Origin of the sequence: Methylobacterium iners, from assembly GCF_022179305.1 — a bacterium.
Classification (GTDB): domain Bacteria; phylum Pseudomonadota; class Alphaproteobacteria; order Rhizobiales; family Beijerinckiaceae; genus Methylobacterium; species Methylobacterium iners.
This window is the reverse complement of record NZ_BPQP01000100.1, coordinates 20,577-37,768: the sequence shown is the minus strand read 5'-3', so window position 1 is coordinate 37,768 and position 17,192 is coordinate 20,577. Positions and strand designations below refer to the sequence as shown.

Annotated in this window: 16 protein-coding genes; 9 read left to right on the top strand and 7 right to left on the bottom strand. The window is 62.5% G+C overall.

Going from position 1 to position 17,192, the window contains the following annotated elements; translation table 11 throughout:
- Positions 1–675: 675 nt before the first annotated feature.
- Together MFF55_RS24695 and MFF55_RS24690 are read right to left on the bottom strand one after the other, a co-directional pair.
- A complete protein-coding gene (locus tag MFF55_RS24695; protein ID WP_238246765.1) occupies positions 676–1,836 on the bottom strand; it encodes a helix-turn-helix transcriptional regulator in 1,161 nt (386 codons plus the stop codon).
- Positions 1,837–2,347: 511 nt separating this feature from the next.
- Positions 2,348–2,638, bottom strand: a complete 291-nt coding sequence (locus MFF55_RS24690; protein ID WP_238246764.1) for a hypothetical protein — start codon at positions 2,636–2,638, stop codon at positions 2,348–2,350.
- Between the two features lie 386 nt (positions 2,639–3,024).
- On the opposite strand from MFF55_RS24690, the gene MFF55_RS24685 reads away from it, so the two are divergent.
- The 5 genes from MFF55_RS24685 to MFF55_RS24665 all read left to right on the top strand — a co-directional run bounded on the left by MFF55_RS24685 (position 3,025) and on the right by MFF55_RS24665 (position 6,134).
- Positions 3,025–3,540 (top strand): lipocalin-like domain-containing protein, encoded by a 516-nt coding sequence (locus MFF55_RS24685; RefSeq protein ID WP_238246763.1) that lies wholly within the window; start codon positions 3,025–3,027, stop codon positions 3,538–3,540.
- A gap of 149 nt (positions 3,541–3,689) precedes the next feature.
- Entirely contained in the window at positions 3,690–4,043 is a 354-nt protein-coding gene (locus tag MFF55_RS24680) for a hypothetical protein (protein WP_238246762.1), read from the top strand.
- Entirely contained in the window at positions 4,040–4,447 is a 408-nt protein-coding gene (locus tag MFF55_RS24675) for a CidA/LrgA family protein (RefSeq protein WP_238246761.1), read from the top strand. The genes MFF55_RS24680 and MFF55_RS24675 overlap by 4 nt, the downstream gene beginning before the upstream one ends.
- A gap of 2 nt (positions 4,448–4,449) precedes the next feature.
- On the top strand, positions 4,450–5,175 hold the full coding sequence (locus MFF55_RS24670; protein WP_238246760.1) for an LrgB family protein: 726 nt from the start codon (positions 4,450–4,452) through the stop codon (positions 5,173–5,175).
- Positions 5,176–5,513: 338 nt separating this feature from the next.
- Positions 5,514–6,134, top strand: coding sequence for a tyrosine-type recombinase/integrase (locus tag MFF55_RS24665; protein ID WP_238246759.1), 621 nt, complete (start codon positions 5,514–5,516; stop codon positions 6,132–6,134).
- A 270-nt stretch (positions 6,135–6,404) separates the two neighbouring features.
- On the opposite strand, the gene MFF55_RS24660 is transcribed toward MFF55_RS24665, so the two are convergent.
- The 4 genes from MFF55_RS24660 to MFF55_RS24645 form a co-directional block, all read right to left on the bottom strand.
- Positions 6,405–6,857 carry a DUF695 domain-containing protein gene (locus tag MFF55_RS24660; RefSeq protein ID WP_238246758.1) on the bottom strand — a complete coding sequence of 151 codons (453 nt, stop codon included), beginning with the start codon at positions 6,855–6,857 and terminating at the stop codon, positions 6,405–6,407.
- A gap of 46 nt (positions 6,858–6,903) precedes the next feature.
- On the bottom strand, positions 6,904–7,407 hold the full coding sequence (locus MFF55_RS24655) for a DUF4262 domain-containing protein (protein WP_238246757.1): 504 nt from the start codon (positions 7,405–7,407) through the stop codon (positions 6,904–6,906).
- 141 nt (positions 7,408–7,548) lie between these two features.
- The gene (locus MFF55_RS24650; protein ID WP_238246756.1) at positions 7,549–7,872 is read right to left on the bottom strand and encodes a ribonuclease E inhibitor RraB; all 324 of its coding nucleotides are present in this window, start codon (positions 7,870–7,872) and stop codon (positions 7,549–7,551) included.
- A gap of 441 nt (positions 7,873–8,313) precedes the next feature.
- A complete protein-coding gene (locus tag MFF55_RS24645) occupies positions 8,314–8,952 on the bottom strand; it encodes a protein-L-isoaspartate(D-aspartate) O-methyltransferase (protein WP_283206800.1) in 639 nt (212 codons plus the stop codon).
- A gap of 500 nt (positions 8,953–9,452) precedes the next feature.
- On the opposite strand from MFF55_RS24645, the gene MFF55_RS24640 reads away from it, so the two are divergent.
- Positions 9,453–10,661, top strand: coding sequence for an FAD-dependent oxidoreductase (locus MFF55_RS24640; RefSeq protein ID WP_283206799.1), 1,209 nt, complete (start codon positions 9,453–9,455; stop codon positions 10,659–10,661).
- Between the two features lie 221 nt (positions 10,662–10,882).
- Positions 10,883–12,259 (top strand): cytochrome P450, encoded by a 1,377-nt coding sequence (locus tag MFF55_RS24635; protein ID WP_238246754.1) that lies wholly within the window; start codon positions 10,883–10,885, stop codon positions 12,257–12,259.
- A 337-nt stretch (positions 12,260–12,596) separates the two neighbouring features.
- Here MFF55_RS24635 and MFF55_RS24630 read toward each other — a convergent pair whose 3' ends face one another.
- Complete coding sequence (locus tag MFF55_RS24630; protein WP_306421474.1) at positions 12,597–14,228, bottom strand: DUF6538 domain-containing protein; 1,632 nt, start codon at positions 14,226–14,228, stop codon at positions 12,597–12,599.
- 373 nt (positions 14,229–14,601) lie between these two features.
- Between MFF55_RS24630 and MFF55_RS24625 the strand changes: the two genes are divergently transcribed.
- Positions 14,602–16,185, top strand: coding sequence for a bifunctional DNA primase/polymerase (locus MFF55_RS24625; protein WP_238246752.1), 1,584 nt, complete (start codon positions 14,602–14,604; stop codon positions 16,183–16,185).
- On the top strand, positions 16,182–17,111 hold the full coding sequence (locus tag MFF55_RS24620; RefSeq protein ID WP_238246751.1) for a replication initiator protein A: 930 nt from the start codon (positions 16,182–16,184) through the stop codon (positions 17,109–17,111). The genes MFF55_RS24625 and MFF55_RS24620 overlap by 4 nt, the downstream gene beginning before the upstream one ends.
- Positions 17,112–17,192: the final 81 nt, after the last annotated feature.

The window sequence follows — 17,192 nt, the reverse complement described above, 5'->3', positions numbered from 1 at the left end:
ACTTCTAAGGGGTCACGTCAGGTTGAGGATGCCGGCGAACGCCGTCGAGAGGTCTGGATGGGCGCGAGGGCTCAAGGTCCGCTCGCGGACGCGGGGGTAACTTCCGCTTTCCACCCTTATCGCACTTCGAGAGCGTCTGTTTCTGGGCAGCCTGATAGAACGGACGCATATAACCGAGATGGCTGGTATGAAGCGGTTCGCTTTCTGATTGAGCTTGGGAAAGCAGACGTTGGCGTTCACCTAACGATGACCTTGAGGCGCCCATTCATTGCCGGCGGTACGAACGTCCAGGCACGAGCGTTTTCTGATCATTTGAAAAACTGTCAGGGTTTCTGGACACGTTGAGCCTGCAACAGCCTTGCTTGAGGGTGGCTGGCCCGCACTCTCAGATTTCCGGCTGTATTTGGTGAGTTCGCCTAAGTCGCCTTAGCGCTTCAGTGGACCCGCCTTGATCACGTCCTCAAGCGTTCGCAGGCCCGCGCGGGGCGCGTTGACGATGCGGACCAAGTTGCCGGCGGGTGCTGGTTGCGTTTATCGCAAACAGGCGATGCGGGCGCTGGATCAGCTCGGGCGCAATTGGCGGGTCGCCTAAACCTCGACCTCGCTCGCGGGTGGGCAGGCTGCGGTACGCGCTGGCCTCGGCGTAACGGTGCTGCCCAGGCGCAAGCTGCGAACTCAGTCCGCGCGCCGCTTTTCTGCTGCGTGAAGCCGATCAGTGGGCAGTTGTTGACGCCCAGGCTCGGAGGGCGTTCTGAGCGACGACGTGAGGGCCAGGACGCGGCGAACCAACTCGCTCCTCCGCCGCGTATCAGTCTTGCGGTAGATCGCGTCGAGGTGCGTCTTCACCGTCGATCGAGCAACCCCGAGGAGGTCCGCGACCTCGCTCAGCCCCTGGCACTCAAGCACCTGTGCGAGAACCTGCGTCTCCGCCACCGTAAGTTTGTACAGTCGCGCGGCCGCACAGATTGGTGTCTGTAGCTCCGGTTCAAGTTCCCTCAGCACCACCAAGATCTGGCGTCCGAGCACCTCGCCGGCCTGATCGACGAAGGCCCAGGTCACGTGGAACCCGCAGCCGTCCGGCGCGGCGAGGAGGACGTCGCGTCCGCGCTGCGGATTTGCCTTAAGGTCGGCGAGCAGGGCAGCGGCGTCCGGCGTCGCGCCAAAAAGCCGGTTTCTGCGCTGACGGAACAGCACGCCGCGCTCGAGTTCCATTCGCGCCGCCGCGTTCACGAACCCGATCTCGCCGCCCGGATCGATGATGAAGGTCGGGGCTGCGAGGGCGTCCAGGGCACTGCGAAGCGTCCCGGCCGCAATCCTACGATGTTCGAGAAGCCCCGAGATCTCCGTCGAACGCCGGATATGCGGCGACAGCAGGGCCGCGAGCTCTAGGTCCTCATCCGTGAACGGCCCGCGGCGCTCGCTGCCGAGGATGCCCCAACCGGCAAATCGCGATCGTTCGCGGGAGATCGCCGTGACGAGGTAGTCGTAATAGCCTCTGCCGGCGAAGCACAGACGCCAATATCGGCTCCGGTGAAAGGCCGCGATGTCCAGGTCGCGGGAGGAGCATTTCGGCTCCATGAGCGGCATCGTGAGGATGAAAGCCGCGTTGGGATTGATGTGGAAATTCTCGGTGGCGAGGCGGGCGACATCGTCAGGCCAGTTGTGGCGGGCGGCGAGGTATCCGGTTTTGTTGACCGGATCGACGACGGTCAAGTCGCCCATCAATCCATTCATCGCCTCAGTAATTTCGCCGAGGACTGAAGGCCAGATGCTGTTGTCGAGCGCGCAATCGTAGATGCGGCCGACGAGCTGCGAGAACTCACGATCGGCCTTCATGCTATCGCTCCTCATGAAAACACGGAGTGCCAAGCCAGGTGAGCAAGCAGTTGCCGTGCAACGAACGTGAAAATGCAGGCAAATCGAGGGCCAATGTCACGGCTGTCGCCGGCGGCGCCATGTTTGACAACAACCGCGTTCAAGGAGGTGGCCTGCTGGGGAGCGAAAATCCTCTTCTGTCTTTCTCCAGTCTCGTGAGCCGGAAATCTGCGCCGAAATCCGGTCCAGCGCAAAGGTCCCCCGTCGCACGGCGACTAGCAGGAAGATGATGCAGCAGCAGGTGGCATATGCGCCGAACATCGCTGCCATCCGCCAATCGTTTGGGTGAGGGGCGTGTAGGCCACGGTGGACAGGTGCGAGTGCGCGAACAAGCCCCAGATAGGGCAGGAGACGCCGTTCGCTCCCTCCTAGCCCCGAGCAATGATGAAGATCTGCGACACTTAGGCCACCACCCGCAGGCCGTAGCAGAGCTCAAAGGCGGCCAGAGCGATTTCCACCCGGGTCATCGGGCTCACCGCGCCTCGGCAACGCGAGTGACTGGCGGTGGCGGACCTTCGAGGTCGATCCATTTGTAGAGGTCTAGGTCTAGGCCGCGCTCCTGCTCGTCTCGCTCGTAGGCTCCGCGCGCCGCGACGAGGAGCGCTATGGCGGCGCCGAGTACGAACCCTGTCACCGCGGCAGGCGGCCCATCGTCGTCGAGGCGGTCCAGGATATAGGCGTCGTAGAGAGCGCAGGCTTTCGCAAGCGATGGTCGCGTCAGTCTAGCTACGCCGGATGCGGTGAGAGCAACCTTCGGAGACATCGCGTTCTCCAGCGAGGATGTCGGCACCACCAAGGGGTCCTACCGCGGATCTGCCTAGGTCCTCCACCATTTGGTGGAGGCGCCCCGATCCCGAGTTGCTGTACGGATCCAAAATGACCTGACGGGGGAGACGTCAAATGGCCTTTAGGGCGCCCTCCTTGTCGCGAAGCCGATCAAACGCGAGCAAACCAAACACTCAAAACCGAAGAGCTACAGATTATCAGACAAATTCACTATCATAGAAAATTTGGCCATCATCTTGAAGCAACATACGTTCTGGCCCGCATCTCTACAGCCAGACTGAAATAGATTACCGTTTTATGGCGATTTTATACTGAAATTCCTGCCATCACGCACCGTGCAGCGGTCCATCCCGGAGGAACACTATGAATGGTCCCTTCGCGACAGCTGTCGCTATGTCGTCCGTTCTCGCCTGTTTCGCGTCGTCCAGCGCGATTGCGCAAACAGCTAAGGATCTTATGGGTACATGGACGCTGGTCTCGTCCGTGGCGCAGTACGGCAGCACCAAAGTCGACACATTCGGCACCAACCCCAGCGGCACGTTGGTCTTCGGTAACGACGGCCGCTACGCGCTGGTCTTCATGCGTGGCGGCCTGCCAAGGATCGGTTCTAACGATCGTACGCTTCAAACCCCACACGAGAGCCGGGCCATCGGCCAGGGGGTCATTGCTCACTTCGGCACCTACACGGTCGATCAAGCGGACAAAGTCCTCGTCCTCCATATCGAGCGTAGCAGCTTTCCAAACTGGAACGGCGTGGAGCAGCGACGCGCATTCTCGCTGAGGGGGGAGGAGTTGACCTACACCTCGCCAGGTTCAACCGGCGTCGTCACAGAGGTGACTATGAGTAGGCAATTAACACAGCAAGCAACGTTGCCCTGACAGCCAATTCACTGTTTCCTAAATATAATCTTTTCGCCGACATAACTTTATTTGCGGCTCGGCATGCCGTTGTGGCCTTCTCCTGAGAGGGTCCGGGACCGTGCCGAGTTGCTGAACGAACCCAGAACTACATGGCGAGGAGACGTCACATGGCCGTCAGGGCGCTCTCACTTTGGGTCGCTTTCCTCACGATCTGGCCCCGGCCGATAGATGCACACGACATCTACACGCACCTGAAAAGCCAGTCGGGCAATAGCTGTTGCGATAACTCTGATTGCCGGCCTGCCCCATACCGAGTGAAGTCGTCGGGCGTGGAAATGCTGATCGGTGAAGACTGGGTCTGGGTGCCACGAGCGATGGTGGAGCACCGAGCCCTGGACGGAGACACAGGGGAGACGAATGGCGGCCACTGGTGCGGCGAGCGCTACGAGGGCGGCTACATCACCTACTGTGCCTTCCTGCCGCCGGACCTGGCGTCGGCGCGTCAGGGTAGTGAGCGATGACCTTGGGCAGCATCCTTCTGCTGCTCGCATTTCAGGTTGCCGGCGAATTCCTGCACCGCGTCGTACATGTCCCCTTGTCGGGGCCTCTCTTAGGGATGGCGCTGCTTTTTCTCGCTCTCGTTCTGTGGCGCGGGCCGTCCGCCCATCTCCAATCGACCACACGCCCGCTTCTCGCCAACCTGGCCCTTCTGTTTGTCCCAGCGGGCGTGGGCATCATCGGGCACCTCGACCTGCTTCAGCGGCATTGGCTGCCCATCCTGGTCGCGACCACCGGCGGAGCAGCCGCTTCCTTGCTCGCCACGGCGGGAACGATGCTTCTCGTCGAGCGGCTGATCCGACCTGCTCCCGAAGGAACCGCCGCCGCTGAGATGTTGGGTGCTCCCGGCTTGAGGGAGGGAGATTAGCCATGAACCTGACGCTGCCGCCGTACTCTGCCTTCGCGACCCTGCCGTTGATCTGGCTAATTGCCACCATCGGAGCGTTCCAGCTCGGTTCCTGGCTGAACCGGCGTGGTGGCGGAATGCCGATCATCAATCCGGTGCTGATTGCGATAACGTTGATTATCAGCGTGCTTCTCGCGCTTGAAGTCGACTATGCGACCTATCTCAAAGACGGTGGTGGGCTGATTGGTGCCATCCTTGGCCCCGCAACCGTGGCGCTCGCGGTGCCGCTCTACAACAACGCTCGCCTAGTCCGCCGAGCCATGCTGCCGCTGATTTGCGGCGTCATCGTCGGTGGGGCTGTGGCGGCTGCCAGCGCGTTCGCTCTTGCGTGGCTTTTGGACGCACCCGACGTGGTGTTGCGCTCGATCGTCATGAAGTCCGTCACCGCCCCAATCGCGATCGGCGTAGCCGAGCAGATTGGAGGGCTTGCTTCGCTCGCCGCGGCCTTTGCGGTCCTGACTGGCGTCGCCGGTACGGTCCTGTCGACCTGGCTCCTAGGCCTTGCCGGCGTGCAATCCTGGCCAGCGCAAGGGCTGGCGGCTGGGGTCACGGCGCATGGTCAGGGAACCGCGCGTATGCTGACCCTTAACGAGACTGCAGGTGCATTCTCGAGTGTGGGGATGGGGCTGAACGCGATGCTGACCGCGATCTGGTTGCCTGCCCTGATCGCCACCCTTTACCGCCCCTGAGCATTCGACACTGCTAAAGATGGAAAGGTCCCCTGCCTGCGCCATCCCGTTGAGGACCGGAAGCAGTTGCCCATAGCCTTCGGCTAGGCTGCTCAACGTTCAACCCGCGAATGTCCGCTTCCGAAAGCAACAAAGGCGGGCTCCTACGACAAGTTTAGGTCGAAAGCCGAACGTCCGCTCCTGAGCGTGACGCCTATTTCCGTTCACCACCCTTAGCGGAACTTCGAAACGTCCGCTTCCTGGTAAGTTTGCCAACCTCCGCTTTTGGCGCGCAGCTGTGGCGCGGGCAGATCAGGGTCGGAGTGAAATGCCGATGGCTCCTCAAACGGAGGTCCATCATGCCTTCACCCACCGACACCACCCGCAAACCATGGAACCTCGGCCGCCTTGTTGGCCCCAAGCCGCCGCTGAAGCCTAAGCACATCTGGGCAATCCGCAGCCGCCTGCAGCACGAGGGCCGCACTCGTGACCTTGCCCTGTTCAATACCGCCATCGACAGCAAGCTACGCGGTTGCGATCTCGTCTGCCTGCGGGTGGCCGACGTGCACCTGGGTGACGGTATCCGTCTGCGCACCACCATCGTCCAGCGGAAAACCAGCCGACCCGTACCATTCGAGCTGACCGAGACGACGCGCGAGTCGCTGGCGGCTTGGCTGAAGGTGCGACGGCTTCGGGTAGGTGACTGGCTGTTCCCGAGTCGCAGCCGCCCGGGCGAGCACCTGACGACGCGCCAGTACGGTCGGCTCGTCGACGAGTGGGTGGCGCTGATCGGTCTCGATCCAGCGGGCTACGGCACGCACAGTCTGCGCCGGACGAAAGTCGCGCTCATCTATCGGCGGACGGGCAACTTACGGGCCTGTCAGCTGCTGTCGGGGCATACAAAACTGGAGAGCACGGTGCGCTACCTTGGCATCGAGGCGGACGATGCGCTGGTGATGTCTGAACAGACTGACATTTGAGGCTCACCGCGGCGGCCCCTTGGGCCGTCGCACCTGCCCTTCGTCCGAGAAGGGTCGATTGTGTTGAAAAACTCCATGGCGGCACTTTTCAGTGCATGCGCCCTACCGCGGAGAGGAACAATCTTCTCACCAAAGAATTTCGCTTGCCCCAGCGAGCAGATCTTCAGGAGCTTGGCGGAAAGTTTTTCTGCTCTGAGCTACGTCGCAGGGGCCGCTTCGACCACCTCCTGAGTTTTTCAACACAATCGGTCAAAACCGGACGCTTACCGGTTAGTTCAGCCGGCGTATTTTCATGCGCTGGTGGTCGCCGGGCGAGGGATAAAGGAACCGCAAATAGGCCGACCATTCTGGATCAGCGTGGCTGTTGATCTGATATTGATAGGCGGGGTGCTCCTCCATAGCCGCTTTCACATCCCGCGCCAGCGAGCCAGGATCAGCCGTGTAGAAGTAGAACACGCGAGATCCACGCGCGGTTAGGCGACCGACGTACATCGCCTCATCAGCATGGGGCCGCACGATCAGATGGTTCTCGAGGGCAATCAGATCCTCGAATTCCTCCTCGCTCGACATCCCGTCCTCGCGGGGGCGCAGCATCGGTACGGAGACCACGACCGAGTGAGAATGCGTCGCTACCGGCGCCTTCGCAGCGATGCTGAGGTCCAGATAAATAGATGCTTGATCCTCACCCAACCTGCAGAGGTAATGATCCCAATCGTCTTCCAAGGCGTGATCTCCACAACATTCCAGCACGCCGGCCACCACTCCCTTTTTAGGGCGCCAGATGGCCGGTCCAACCATGTTCCGTCAGATCGATCTGGTCCGGTGCGAACTCTGGATCAAATCCAGGCTCCCGAGGGAAGAGGTTGGCAGGATCAGGCCAAACAATCTGCAGGCAGGGAAACTCGTCACTTCGATAGAACCAGCGGCTCCAACCGAGATAATCTCGGAAGTATCTCATTGCGACAGGGAAGAAACAAACATCAAGGTTCGATAGCACGCCTTCAGCTCGCCTGCCGATAGATGGAGCTTGCCCTTTTTCAGCTCGACGATACTGCGACCAGAAGATGTCATGAGCAACGTCGCCGTCCATACTGAAGATGATTAGCTCAGAGCCTTTGGTCGTTTTAGTGAAGCCGGTGCTGAAGGAGAAGCCAGGCTTCCCCTCCTCGGCAATTGCGGTCGTACGCACCCAACCATGATCCCGGATGTTCTGAACGAAGGACTGCTCGGCCGCGTCGAATTCGGCAGCTGGCATGTTCAAGGCCGTAAACATGCGTGGCGCATATCCGCCAAAAGTTAAGGTTTTCCGCGCTCGGTGCTCGGAGGCTACGAGGAGTGGCGGGACGCGTTGGAAGCCTAGAGCACACGAAGCAGCTTGAGAGTGCTGCCTGTCTGCTGCCTCCGACAGATCTCTCTATGCCTCGAAACAGCCCCAGCCATCGGAGCGGCCCCCGTGCTCAGCAGCAATGCTCGCGAGGTGCTGTTCCGTTGCGGTGACGAGATCACAGGTGGGCACCACTGCCTTCGTCGTGACGGTCACGTCGAAAGGGAGGCCGAGTTTGTCGTAAGGCCGAATGACCGGCCTGAGACCTTCGGCGTCAACGCGGCGCGCGAAGGCGATTGCGCCTTCGCGCGTAGGGAACAGGTGGTTGAAGTCCATCGGCCGCGGACTGTTGAGATCGTCACCAGCGGTCGCCATTCGCCGGAGGACCTCGGCGTTCTCACCGTAGAGCGACATCTTGTGACCAGATCGAGAGCGGACAAATCGAAGAAGCAATGCAGCTGCCGACAGCACACGGAATTCCTAAGAAAAGCTTACCGCTACGCCATTCGTTTCTGTCTAGATTGATCGACGCGCTACATGCGTTGCTCCACCCACACGGTGATAGAAAGTAGTCTGTGATCCGTCACTAGCGGGTCGGGCAAAATGTCCGGGTTGGGTCGATTGTGTTGAAAAACTCCATGGCGGCACTTTTCAGTGCATGCGCCCTACCGCGGAGAGGAACAATCTTCTCTCCAAAGAATTTCGCTTGCCCCAGCGAGCAGATCTTCAGGAGCTTGGCGGAAAGTTTTTCTGCTCTGAGCTACGTCGCAGGGGCCGCTTCGACCACCTCCTGAGTTTTTCAACACAATCGGTCGAAAGCGGACACATCGGCAGCCGAACTGATTGGACTTGAGCCTAGCGGTACCCACCTGTGAGGGGCACGAACCTGACTGGGAGGAGTGGGCAAGTGCGCGTTGCTCCGTTGTGGTCCTTCTCAACCAGCATCAGGTCCTGGGACGTAGCTGCGCCCCCTACAGGGATCACCATTCGTCCGCCAGGTCTGAGTTGGTCAACTAGAGGCTGGGGAACATGGCTTGCGCCAGCAGTGACGATGATAGAGTCGAATGGCCCGTGTTCGGCCCAGCCTAGATACCCATCCCCGTGCCGCACGCTCGCGTTCTCGAACCCTAATGCGCACAGTCGTTCCGCAGCCCGAGTCGCAAGCGGTTCAATGATCTCGACCGAGAATACCTTTGCTACCAAGGGCGAGAGGACCGCGGCTTGGTAACCCGACCCTGTGCCGACCTCGAGCACGACGTGGTCCTTTGCGGGCCTCGCGAGCTGGGTCATGAGTGCAACGATGTAGGGCTGCGAGATCGTTTGCTCGTAGCCGAGCGGCAACGGGCGATCCTGGTAGGCATCCGCACGAACATTCTCTGGCACGAGTTCGTGCCGCGCAACTTGGCGCATCACCGCCAGGATCGAGGGATCGATCCCTTCCTGTCCGCCTGGGAGAGGGGCCGTTTTCGCGAGCGCCTGGATGGTTTCAACCATCATCTCGCGTGCTGCCGTGAACTGCCCGGAGTTGCGAGAGGGCGCTAAAACCCCGTGGCATATACCCCACGCTCTAAGGAGCACGTCCGATATGCGGGCCATCGCGCGATCCCCCTACCGAGCTGAATGTTGCCGGCTGGGACTGGTTCCGATGGTTAGTCATACGGCGACTGTGAAGCAGGACTTGGCGGGCGCCTGGTTTAGGGAGCGGACGCGCCTCAAGCTTGAGTTGGTTGTAGCTGCCAGCTTTGTGGATGACGACCTTGTGCATGGGCTCAAAACGCATGGCATCTCGACTCGGCAGACACGCCATTGAAGCTTCGCGTCCTTTCCTCGCCGGTACGGAGGCGTAATCGGGCTTAGCATCCGCCTGCACGAACGGCATTGAGGAAGAGAGTTCCTCCGTAGTACGCAGAGGGTAGATTCGGGAAGTCTCAACCCCACGTCTCGGAGCAGATCCAAGCAACCTCATAGAGCCTGACCACCGGAGCACAGCGACTATGCAGGTTCAGTGTTGCATTGCAGGCGGCGGACCTGCGGCCATGATGTTGGGCCTGCTTCTAGCCCGAGCGGGAGTCGAGGTAGTTGTGCTGGAGAAGCACCGGGATTTCCTGCGGGACTTCCGGGGAGACACGATCCACCCGTCCACCCTGGAGGTGATCCACGAACTAGGGCTGCTGGACGACTTCTTGGCGCGCCCTCATCAGAAAGAGCATGCACTCTCCATCCAGATTGGGCGCGAGGTGGTGCAGATTGCCGACTTCGCGAATTTGCCGACCCGCTGCAAGTTCATTGCCTTCATGCCGCAATGGGACTTCCTAGATTTCCTTGCTGATCATGCGCGGCCACATCACTCGTTCAAGCTCCTGATGGAGGCGGAAGTGACGGATCTACTCTGGGAAGTAGATCGCGTGTCCGGAGTGGTGGCGCAAACGCGCAAGGGTCAGCTCGAGATCCGAGCCGACCTTGTGGTCGGAGCGGACGGGCGGCACTCGCTCACACGAGCCAAGTCACGACTGGAGGTGACGAGCCTGGGTGCACCTATGGATGTCCTATGGATGAGGATCTCGCGACACTCGTCGGATCCCGACCAGACATTCGGGCGCGTTGAGGCTGGCCGGATGCTCGTCATGATCAACCGCCGCGACTATTGGCAGTGCGCGTTCGTAATCCCAAAGGGAAGTTTTGATGACATCCAGGGGAACGGCCTGGAAGCCTTCCGGGCCGACCTGGTCGCGCTTGCCCCTTACCTCCAGGACCGGGTTAGCGAGCTTACCGCCTGGGACGACATCAAACTCCTGACAGTCTCGGTCGATCGACTGAGACAATGGTATCGGCCAGGGCTGCTATGCATCGGGGATGCTGCTCACGCTATGTCGCCCATCGGGGGTGTGGGCATCAACCTCGCCATTCAGGACGCCGTTGCAGCTGCCAACATCCTGGCAGCTCCTCTTCGGGCCGGCACTATCGCTGTCGACCATCTCAGAGCTGTGCAGCGACGCCGGGAGTGGCCGACCCGTGCCACGCAGTCCCTTCAGATTCTGGTGCAGAACCGCGTGATCCGCAGCGTGTTGAACAGCGCGGCACCGCTTGCGCCGCCCTGCCCCGTACAGCTGGCTCAGCGATGGCCAGTGTTGCAGAGGATCCCGGCCCACCTCGTTGGCGTGGGCTTTCGGCCAGAGCATGTCCGAATGCCACTCATGAGCTGATTGCGGGCCGCTACGCTGAGCTGCGAAGCCATAAGTCGGGAGTCGATCAGCTTGGCTACACCAAGGTCCAAGAAGGGTCGCAAGCGGACAAACCAACAGCTGATCTGATCGAGTTGCGACCTAGGGTCGGCCTCTCACTGATGCTTCGGTGCGCTCGAGCCGCCACATCGGTATCATCGCGCTTGAGAAAATGTCGCTGTCGCTTGCCCTGCGGAGAAGACATGAGCACCACGCACTCACAAGGCGCGGCTATCCTAGTGCCGCCGGTCCCTGAGCCACCGGCCGACGATCTGGGGTTCTTTCAGACACTTAAGGGCTTGCGGAACGACGCCACGCAGATCTGGTCTAAGCGCACCTATTCAGAGCTGATCACACGCAGACGCTTCCTGGGTCGAACCACTTTCGTACTGAACGACCCAGACGCCATCCGGCGCGTCCTCGTCGACAACCCTGAGAATTATGAGCGGACGAAGCCCACCATTCGCATGCTGCGGCCCACTCTCGGCGATGGTCTCTTTATCAGTGAGGGACAGGCTTGGCGCCAGCAACGCCGCGCGCTCGCGCCAGCCTTCACGCCCAAGGCCATCGAAGCGCTGCTGCCGCACATCCACTCGGCTATCGATGAGGCGATTGATGAGCTGAAGAAGCAAGCGCGCCGCGGTCCTGTCGACCTGTTCACCACTGTGCAGCACCTCGCCCTGGAGATTGCCGGTCGCACCATGTTTTCGGTCGGGATGCAGCACCACGGCTCTCGGCTGCGCGAGATGGTAGTCGAATATGGCAAAACCCTCGGTCGTCCCCACCTGCTCGACTTTCTGATACCGCTGCGCTGGCCGACGCCGCACGACTTGCTGCGGGCCCGCTTTCGTAGGCGCTGGAACGCGTTCCTCGATGAGGTGATCGCTTCCAGGCATGCTGAGCGCGCGAGCAGGCCGGCGGGCGACTTGCTGGATCTTCTTGCGGCCGTACGTGACCCCGACACAGGTATTGGCTTCACGCCCGACGAGCTGCGCGATCAGGTCGCGACCATGATCCTGGCCGGCCACGAGACCACTGCCGTGGCGCTATTCTGGGCCATTTACCTCCTGGCGCTCGCACCTGAGGTCCAAGAGAAAGTCGCCGAGGAGGCGAGTCGGACCGCAAACCTAGCAAACCTAGGAACAACGGCTGAGCTCACTTACACACGGGCTGTCGTGGATGAGACACTGCGGCTGTACCCACCAGCTTTTGTGATTGTGCGTCAGGCGCGTGGTGCCGACCGCGTCGGGAAGCATGCGGTGGCGCCAGGTGACATCATGGCGATTGCACCCTGGGTTCTACACCGCCATCAGGGGCTCTGGCGCAACCCTAATGCGTTTGATCCACGCCGCTTCCTGCCTAAAGCCGAGCCGGTGGCACGCTATGCCTACCTGCCGTTTGGTGTTGGCCCACGCATCTGCATCGGAGCTCACTTTGCGCTGATTGAGGCGACCCATGCCCTCGCGAAACTGGCGGGCGCGTTCCGCATCACTTTAGCTGACGATCGACCTGTCTTTCCTGCTGCCGTAATTACGACGCAACCAGACCATCCGGCAGCGTTCCACTTGCTGTCGCGTTAGCGTTTGTCATGACCGTGACGATCGAAACCGCACTTCCGCAGGACTTCCGCAATGGGTCAGTAGCCGAAGTGCTCTCTGCCATCTTTGGTCCCGCCTTAACGCTCGGCTTGGCTTAGCAGCGCGAGACTGCGATAGGCGACTTTGTCGATTTCGCTGTGCAGCCAGCTCGGCGAGATGCCGCAGTCCAATGCGCCGTACGCGCACCGCTCGCGACCGTAGCGCGGCCCGACCCCGCTGCCGGCATAACCAGTAAGCGCGTTGTGAACCTACTCGCTCAAGCCCGCCTTGCGGCACGTACGCAATAAGTGGAACGTCTTGGCCGGTTGAAAGCCACAACTCAGACGGTGATCCGGGGCAACCGTAAGATCGCGTCCGCCCGCGCTTTCAGCGGGACGCTGCCGTAGCGTTCGCCAACGGTTTTCGGCGACCAGCCGCAGATCGCGTCGATGACGTTGCCGGACACCCCAGCATCGGTGGCGATGGTGCGGAACCGGTGCCGCCAGCTGTGGTTCGGACTGACGCCTGGGTCTGTCACATGCCCGCGCGCGAACTCGCTCAGGCGGTTCTTCAGACCCTGCAGCGGCCCGGCAATCTCGCCCGAGGCCTCGGGCACGAGGAACACCCGTTCCCCCGTCGCGCCAGCCACGAACTGCGGAAAGCCCATTTCGACCAGCTGCGGGTGCAGGGGCACCTCGCGCGCCTGCTTCGTCTTCACCCGCCCCGCTTCCGGCGTGATCCGCAGCACCCACACCCCAGCGGAGTGTCCCTCGACCTCCTCCTTCCGCAGATCCTGCCGCCGCATCTGTGCGATCTCCCCGACGCGTGCACCGGTGAACGCCAGCACCCACGGGATCCAGCGCTTGGCCGCATAGGTCTGCGGCAGCTCCTTGCCGCGCTGAAGGCGCGAGGCGGCCCTGAGCAGCCTGCGCGCCTCCTCGGGCGTAAACTCCCGTTCGCGCAGCTTGACCTTGGAGGCCCGCGCCACGGTCACATCAGTCGCGGGGTTCTCAGCGAGGCGACCGTTGGCGACACCCCAGCCGAACACCGACTTCAGCGCCGCCAAGTCGCTGTTCTTGACCGTCGTTGGCGAGAGCGGCTGACCGTTCTTCTTGGGGGTTTTCAGCCGGTAGTCCTTGAAGCGTCGGACGTCGTCGACCGTGACGCGCTGAGCCTCGTCATGACCCAGGAAGGCGGCAAGCTGCTTGATCGTGTTCGTGTAGGACTCTCGCGTCGAGTCGGACTTGCCCGTTCGTTCGGCCTCTTGCCACCACGCCTCGACGAGCTCGATCAGCCCGACAGCCTTGACCGGCGGTGTCGCGGCCGGTGCAGCAGCGCGGGTGGTCACGGACCCGGCGTCCGGCTCACCGCGAGCGAGGGCAGTCAGCGTGAGGCTGGCACGCTGGACCTGCGCGGCAATGGCTCTGGCCACACGCAGGGTACTCGCCTCATCCGCCTCGATGTCGTGGAGGGCGAGCACCGTCTCGGCTTGATCAAGGCACCAGGCCTCGAGCTCGCCGACCTTCTCGGCGCGGGCAAAGTCGAGATCGGCGTGGACGCTCACCCGTCCGTCCGCGCGGGTCTCGACGCGCCCCGACGGGGAGCGCCACAGGTGACGGTAGAGATCGGTCGGCCAGAAGCGTTGTTGGCTCGGGTTCTCGCGATGCAGCCCGAGCCAGTGCACGTACATCCACTCGGCGCGCTCTGCCGCTTCACGCTCGCTCAGGTTGCGGTTGATCGCAGCGGTAGCCTCACGTGGGGGTGTTGCATCAGGCTGGTTCTGGCGCAGCTGCGCCCAGTCCGCTTCGAGCTTGGCGATTTCCTCTGCCAAGAGCCGTTTGGCCTCGGCCGGGTTCGTCGTGCGCAGGCTGAAGGCGACCTCCCGCCGTCCGACGATCGCGACGAGGTTGGCGGGCACGCGCTTGCGCAAGCGGTAGGTGCGGGCGCCCTTACGGAGCTGGGGTCGGGACATTGCCAGGACCATTGTGTACCACCCCTGTGTACCACACAGGCTGGCTAACACGATGATTTGCCTGAACTTCTTTGCGGATCAGCGCTTTAGGCCGCTGATGGTGCCCAGGAAAGGACTGGGTATCTGCAAAATAAAATCGTGATGGTTCAGTAGGTTGCGAGCGCCCTCCTGATCTCGTCTGTACCAGTTACTTGTACCAACGTCCAGCAGATCGCATAGCCGCCCGCGCAAAACGCTACACCCCTTGTCGAATTTAGTCTCCGATCCGGCTCCGAAGGTATTGCATTTCTCGAAAATCGGTATTCTTAGGTCTGACCCGGCCATCGCGGTGGCCACTTGAGGCTGCCTCGGCAGACTTGCGAAGGGTCAAACCATGTCCGACCTTACTTTCCGACGCACGCCGGTCGAAACTGACTACTGCGCTCTTCATCTCGCCAACGTCGTTGCCAACGGCTTTCACGCCTTCTTCATCCCACTTGCCACCAAGGCGGCGAGCTTGAAAGGATGGCAGCGCTGGAACCGCACGCCGCCGCGCTCAGACCAAGTCGCTCGCTGGATCGAGCGTCATGGTCACTGTGGTCTCGCCATCGCCAGCGGCTTTAGCTGCCTGGCCGTCGACAACGATGAGGACGATCCCGCACGCGCCGCGGAAGTGAATGCCCTCATCGTGGCCAGCCTCGGCCCCACGCCGCTGGTGCGCGTCGGTCGCGCACCACGCTGCATTCATGTCTATCGCGTGCTCGGTCCACCGATTGCGAGCCGCCGCCTTGGCCCCAAGGTCGAGCTGATCGCCGACAAACGCTACTTCGTCTCTCACAATCTGCACCCCGGCACGGGCCTTCCCTACACCTGGCCGGACCGCGCCCCCGAAAACTGCCCGCTACTCGAGGTCCCTGGCGTCGACGCCGCCGCGATCAATGCATTCGCGGTGCTGATCGCGGGCTACTATGGCGTACCGGCCAAGCTCATTGAAACGGTTCGAACATCACCCATCGACACCGCGTCAGCGGTGCCAGGCGCCTATGACACACGGGCTACCCACTCCCGCGGCCCTGCCGCGACGCGCGCCGCTTGGGTGCGGCCAGACCCGCGCTGGGTAATCGACGCGCAGGGTCGCGTCATCGACGGCCGCGAGACATTCCTCGCGTGTGCGATCTATGCTGCCTTCCGCGCAGGCCATACCAGCGCCGAGGCGATCGCCGATGCCGCCTGGACGCGTTTTGCCCAAGCCGCCGATCTGACCCGACCCGCGCGCGACGGCCGCAAGCCCTGGACTTACGCCGACTCCCTCGCCAAGGCGAGAGCCCTTGTCGCAAAGGGCGGGCCGCGTGCGGCCCGGAGGATAACCACGGTCGCGGACAACTTCTGGACCCCGCAGGTTCTTGCCGCCTTCCGGCGGGTAGTCGACGCGCGCGGGGCTCGCGGTTTGCTCTCACCCTCCGCCGTGAGCGTCTCGCATGCGATGGCCGATCACGCCCGCGGCTCAGGCGTCTGCTTCGCTTCCCCCGCGACCTTGGCAGCCAGGCTTGGCCTCAGCGTCGGCACCGTCAAGGCCGCGCGGCGATCCCTGGTCAAGGCAAGCCTTTGGCGGGTGGCCAACAACAAGGGCGGCCGCGCACGCGGTGCCGACTACAGCCCGGATCCTGTCGCGCTCCACGCCGGCGACGACCCTTCTCCGGCTGACTGCGCCAATCCAGACGGCGGAAACGGTGATCGATCCGCGCACACGAAGTGCCGTGTTGGGAGTGATGCTACGCTTCAGGAGAAGGCTCGGGACGGGACCTGCCCCCGCAGGGCGAGTAAGGAATTCCCTGGGTCTCCCTTGGTTTTCTCTGGTTTGCCGGCCCCGTCGCAGAGGTATCGCGAGAACCGTCGCGCAGGTGTCGCGTCCCGCGTCGCGGACGTGCCTGAAGAGGCTTCTGCCCCGTCCGACACCGGCGAGGAGGGCGGCGCATGAGCATGCCCGGCGAACTCCGTCGCCCCGGCGCGCTGACCGGGCTGCACACCCTCAAGGTCTTCGAGCGTTACCCGTTCTTCGCCCTCGGCGGACGCACGACACCGATCCATTACAAAGGCAGGGACCACGGCCGGGCCTTCTACCTCAACGTTGCCGGCAGTGCCGGTCACGGCCTGCCGACCCTCACCGACACCAGCGTCCTCATCTTCGCCACGACCCTGCTGGCTCGGCCGCTAAACGCGGGTAAGCCACTGCCCGACGTCATCGACCTCGTGCCCGTCGACTTCCTACGTGCGCTCGGCCGGCCACTCGGCGGCGGTCAGTACGCGCAACTCGACGCTGCGATCCAGCGGCTGCACCACGCTACGATCCTCACCGACCTCTTTCCCAATGCAGGCGCCGGCACCACCCTGCTCGATCGTATCGAGCCTCCTGCGGGCCGCCGGGAGGCCTATCGACTGTACTTGCCGCAGTTCCTGCTCGATCAGGTCGCGGCCAAGCAGATCCTCGCCTTCGATCCGGCCGCCTTGTCCCTGCACGGTCTGGAGCGACGCCTTTTTGGCTGGGCGCGGGCCCAGGTCGGTGTCGAGGGCGGCAAGCCGCGCCTCATCTCGCTCCGCGAAGTGCACGAGCGTGCCGGCGTTGAGCTCGCCGATCGCGAGCGGCTGAAGACCTCGCTGCGGCAACTCAAGGCCAAGCTCCTGCGCATCGCCGCCGCTGACCGCATCCCCGGCGTCCGGCTACGCCTCCAGACGGACGGCAAGCGCACCAGCCTCATCCTCGAGCCCCACCAGGCCCCGGCCTTTCCCACGGACAGCGCAGCCTCAAAGAGCGATGCCGTGCCGCCGGCGTGGACGCCCTCTCCTTACCACATCCCGGACCACGCCCTCGCAGACGAGTCGGCGCCCCTCATCGACTTCGATTGACGCGGCGCTCAGCCGCGCAGGATCCGCATCTTCAGCACCAAGCCGGAGGCCAACACGTGATCAACACCCGACCCATCATCC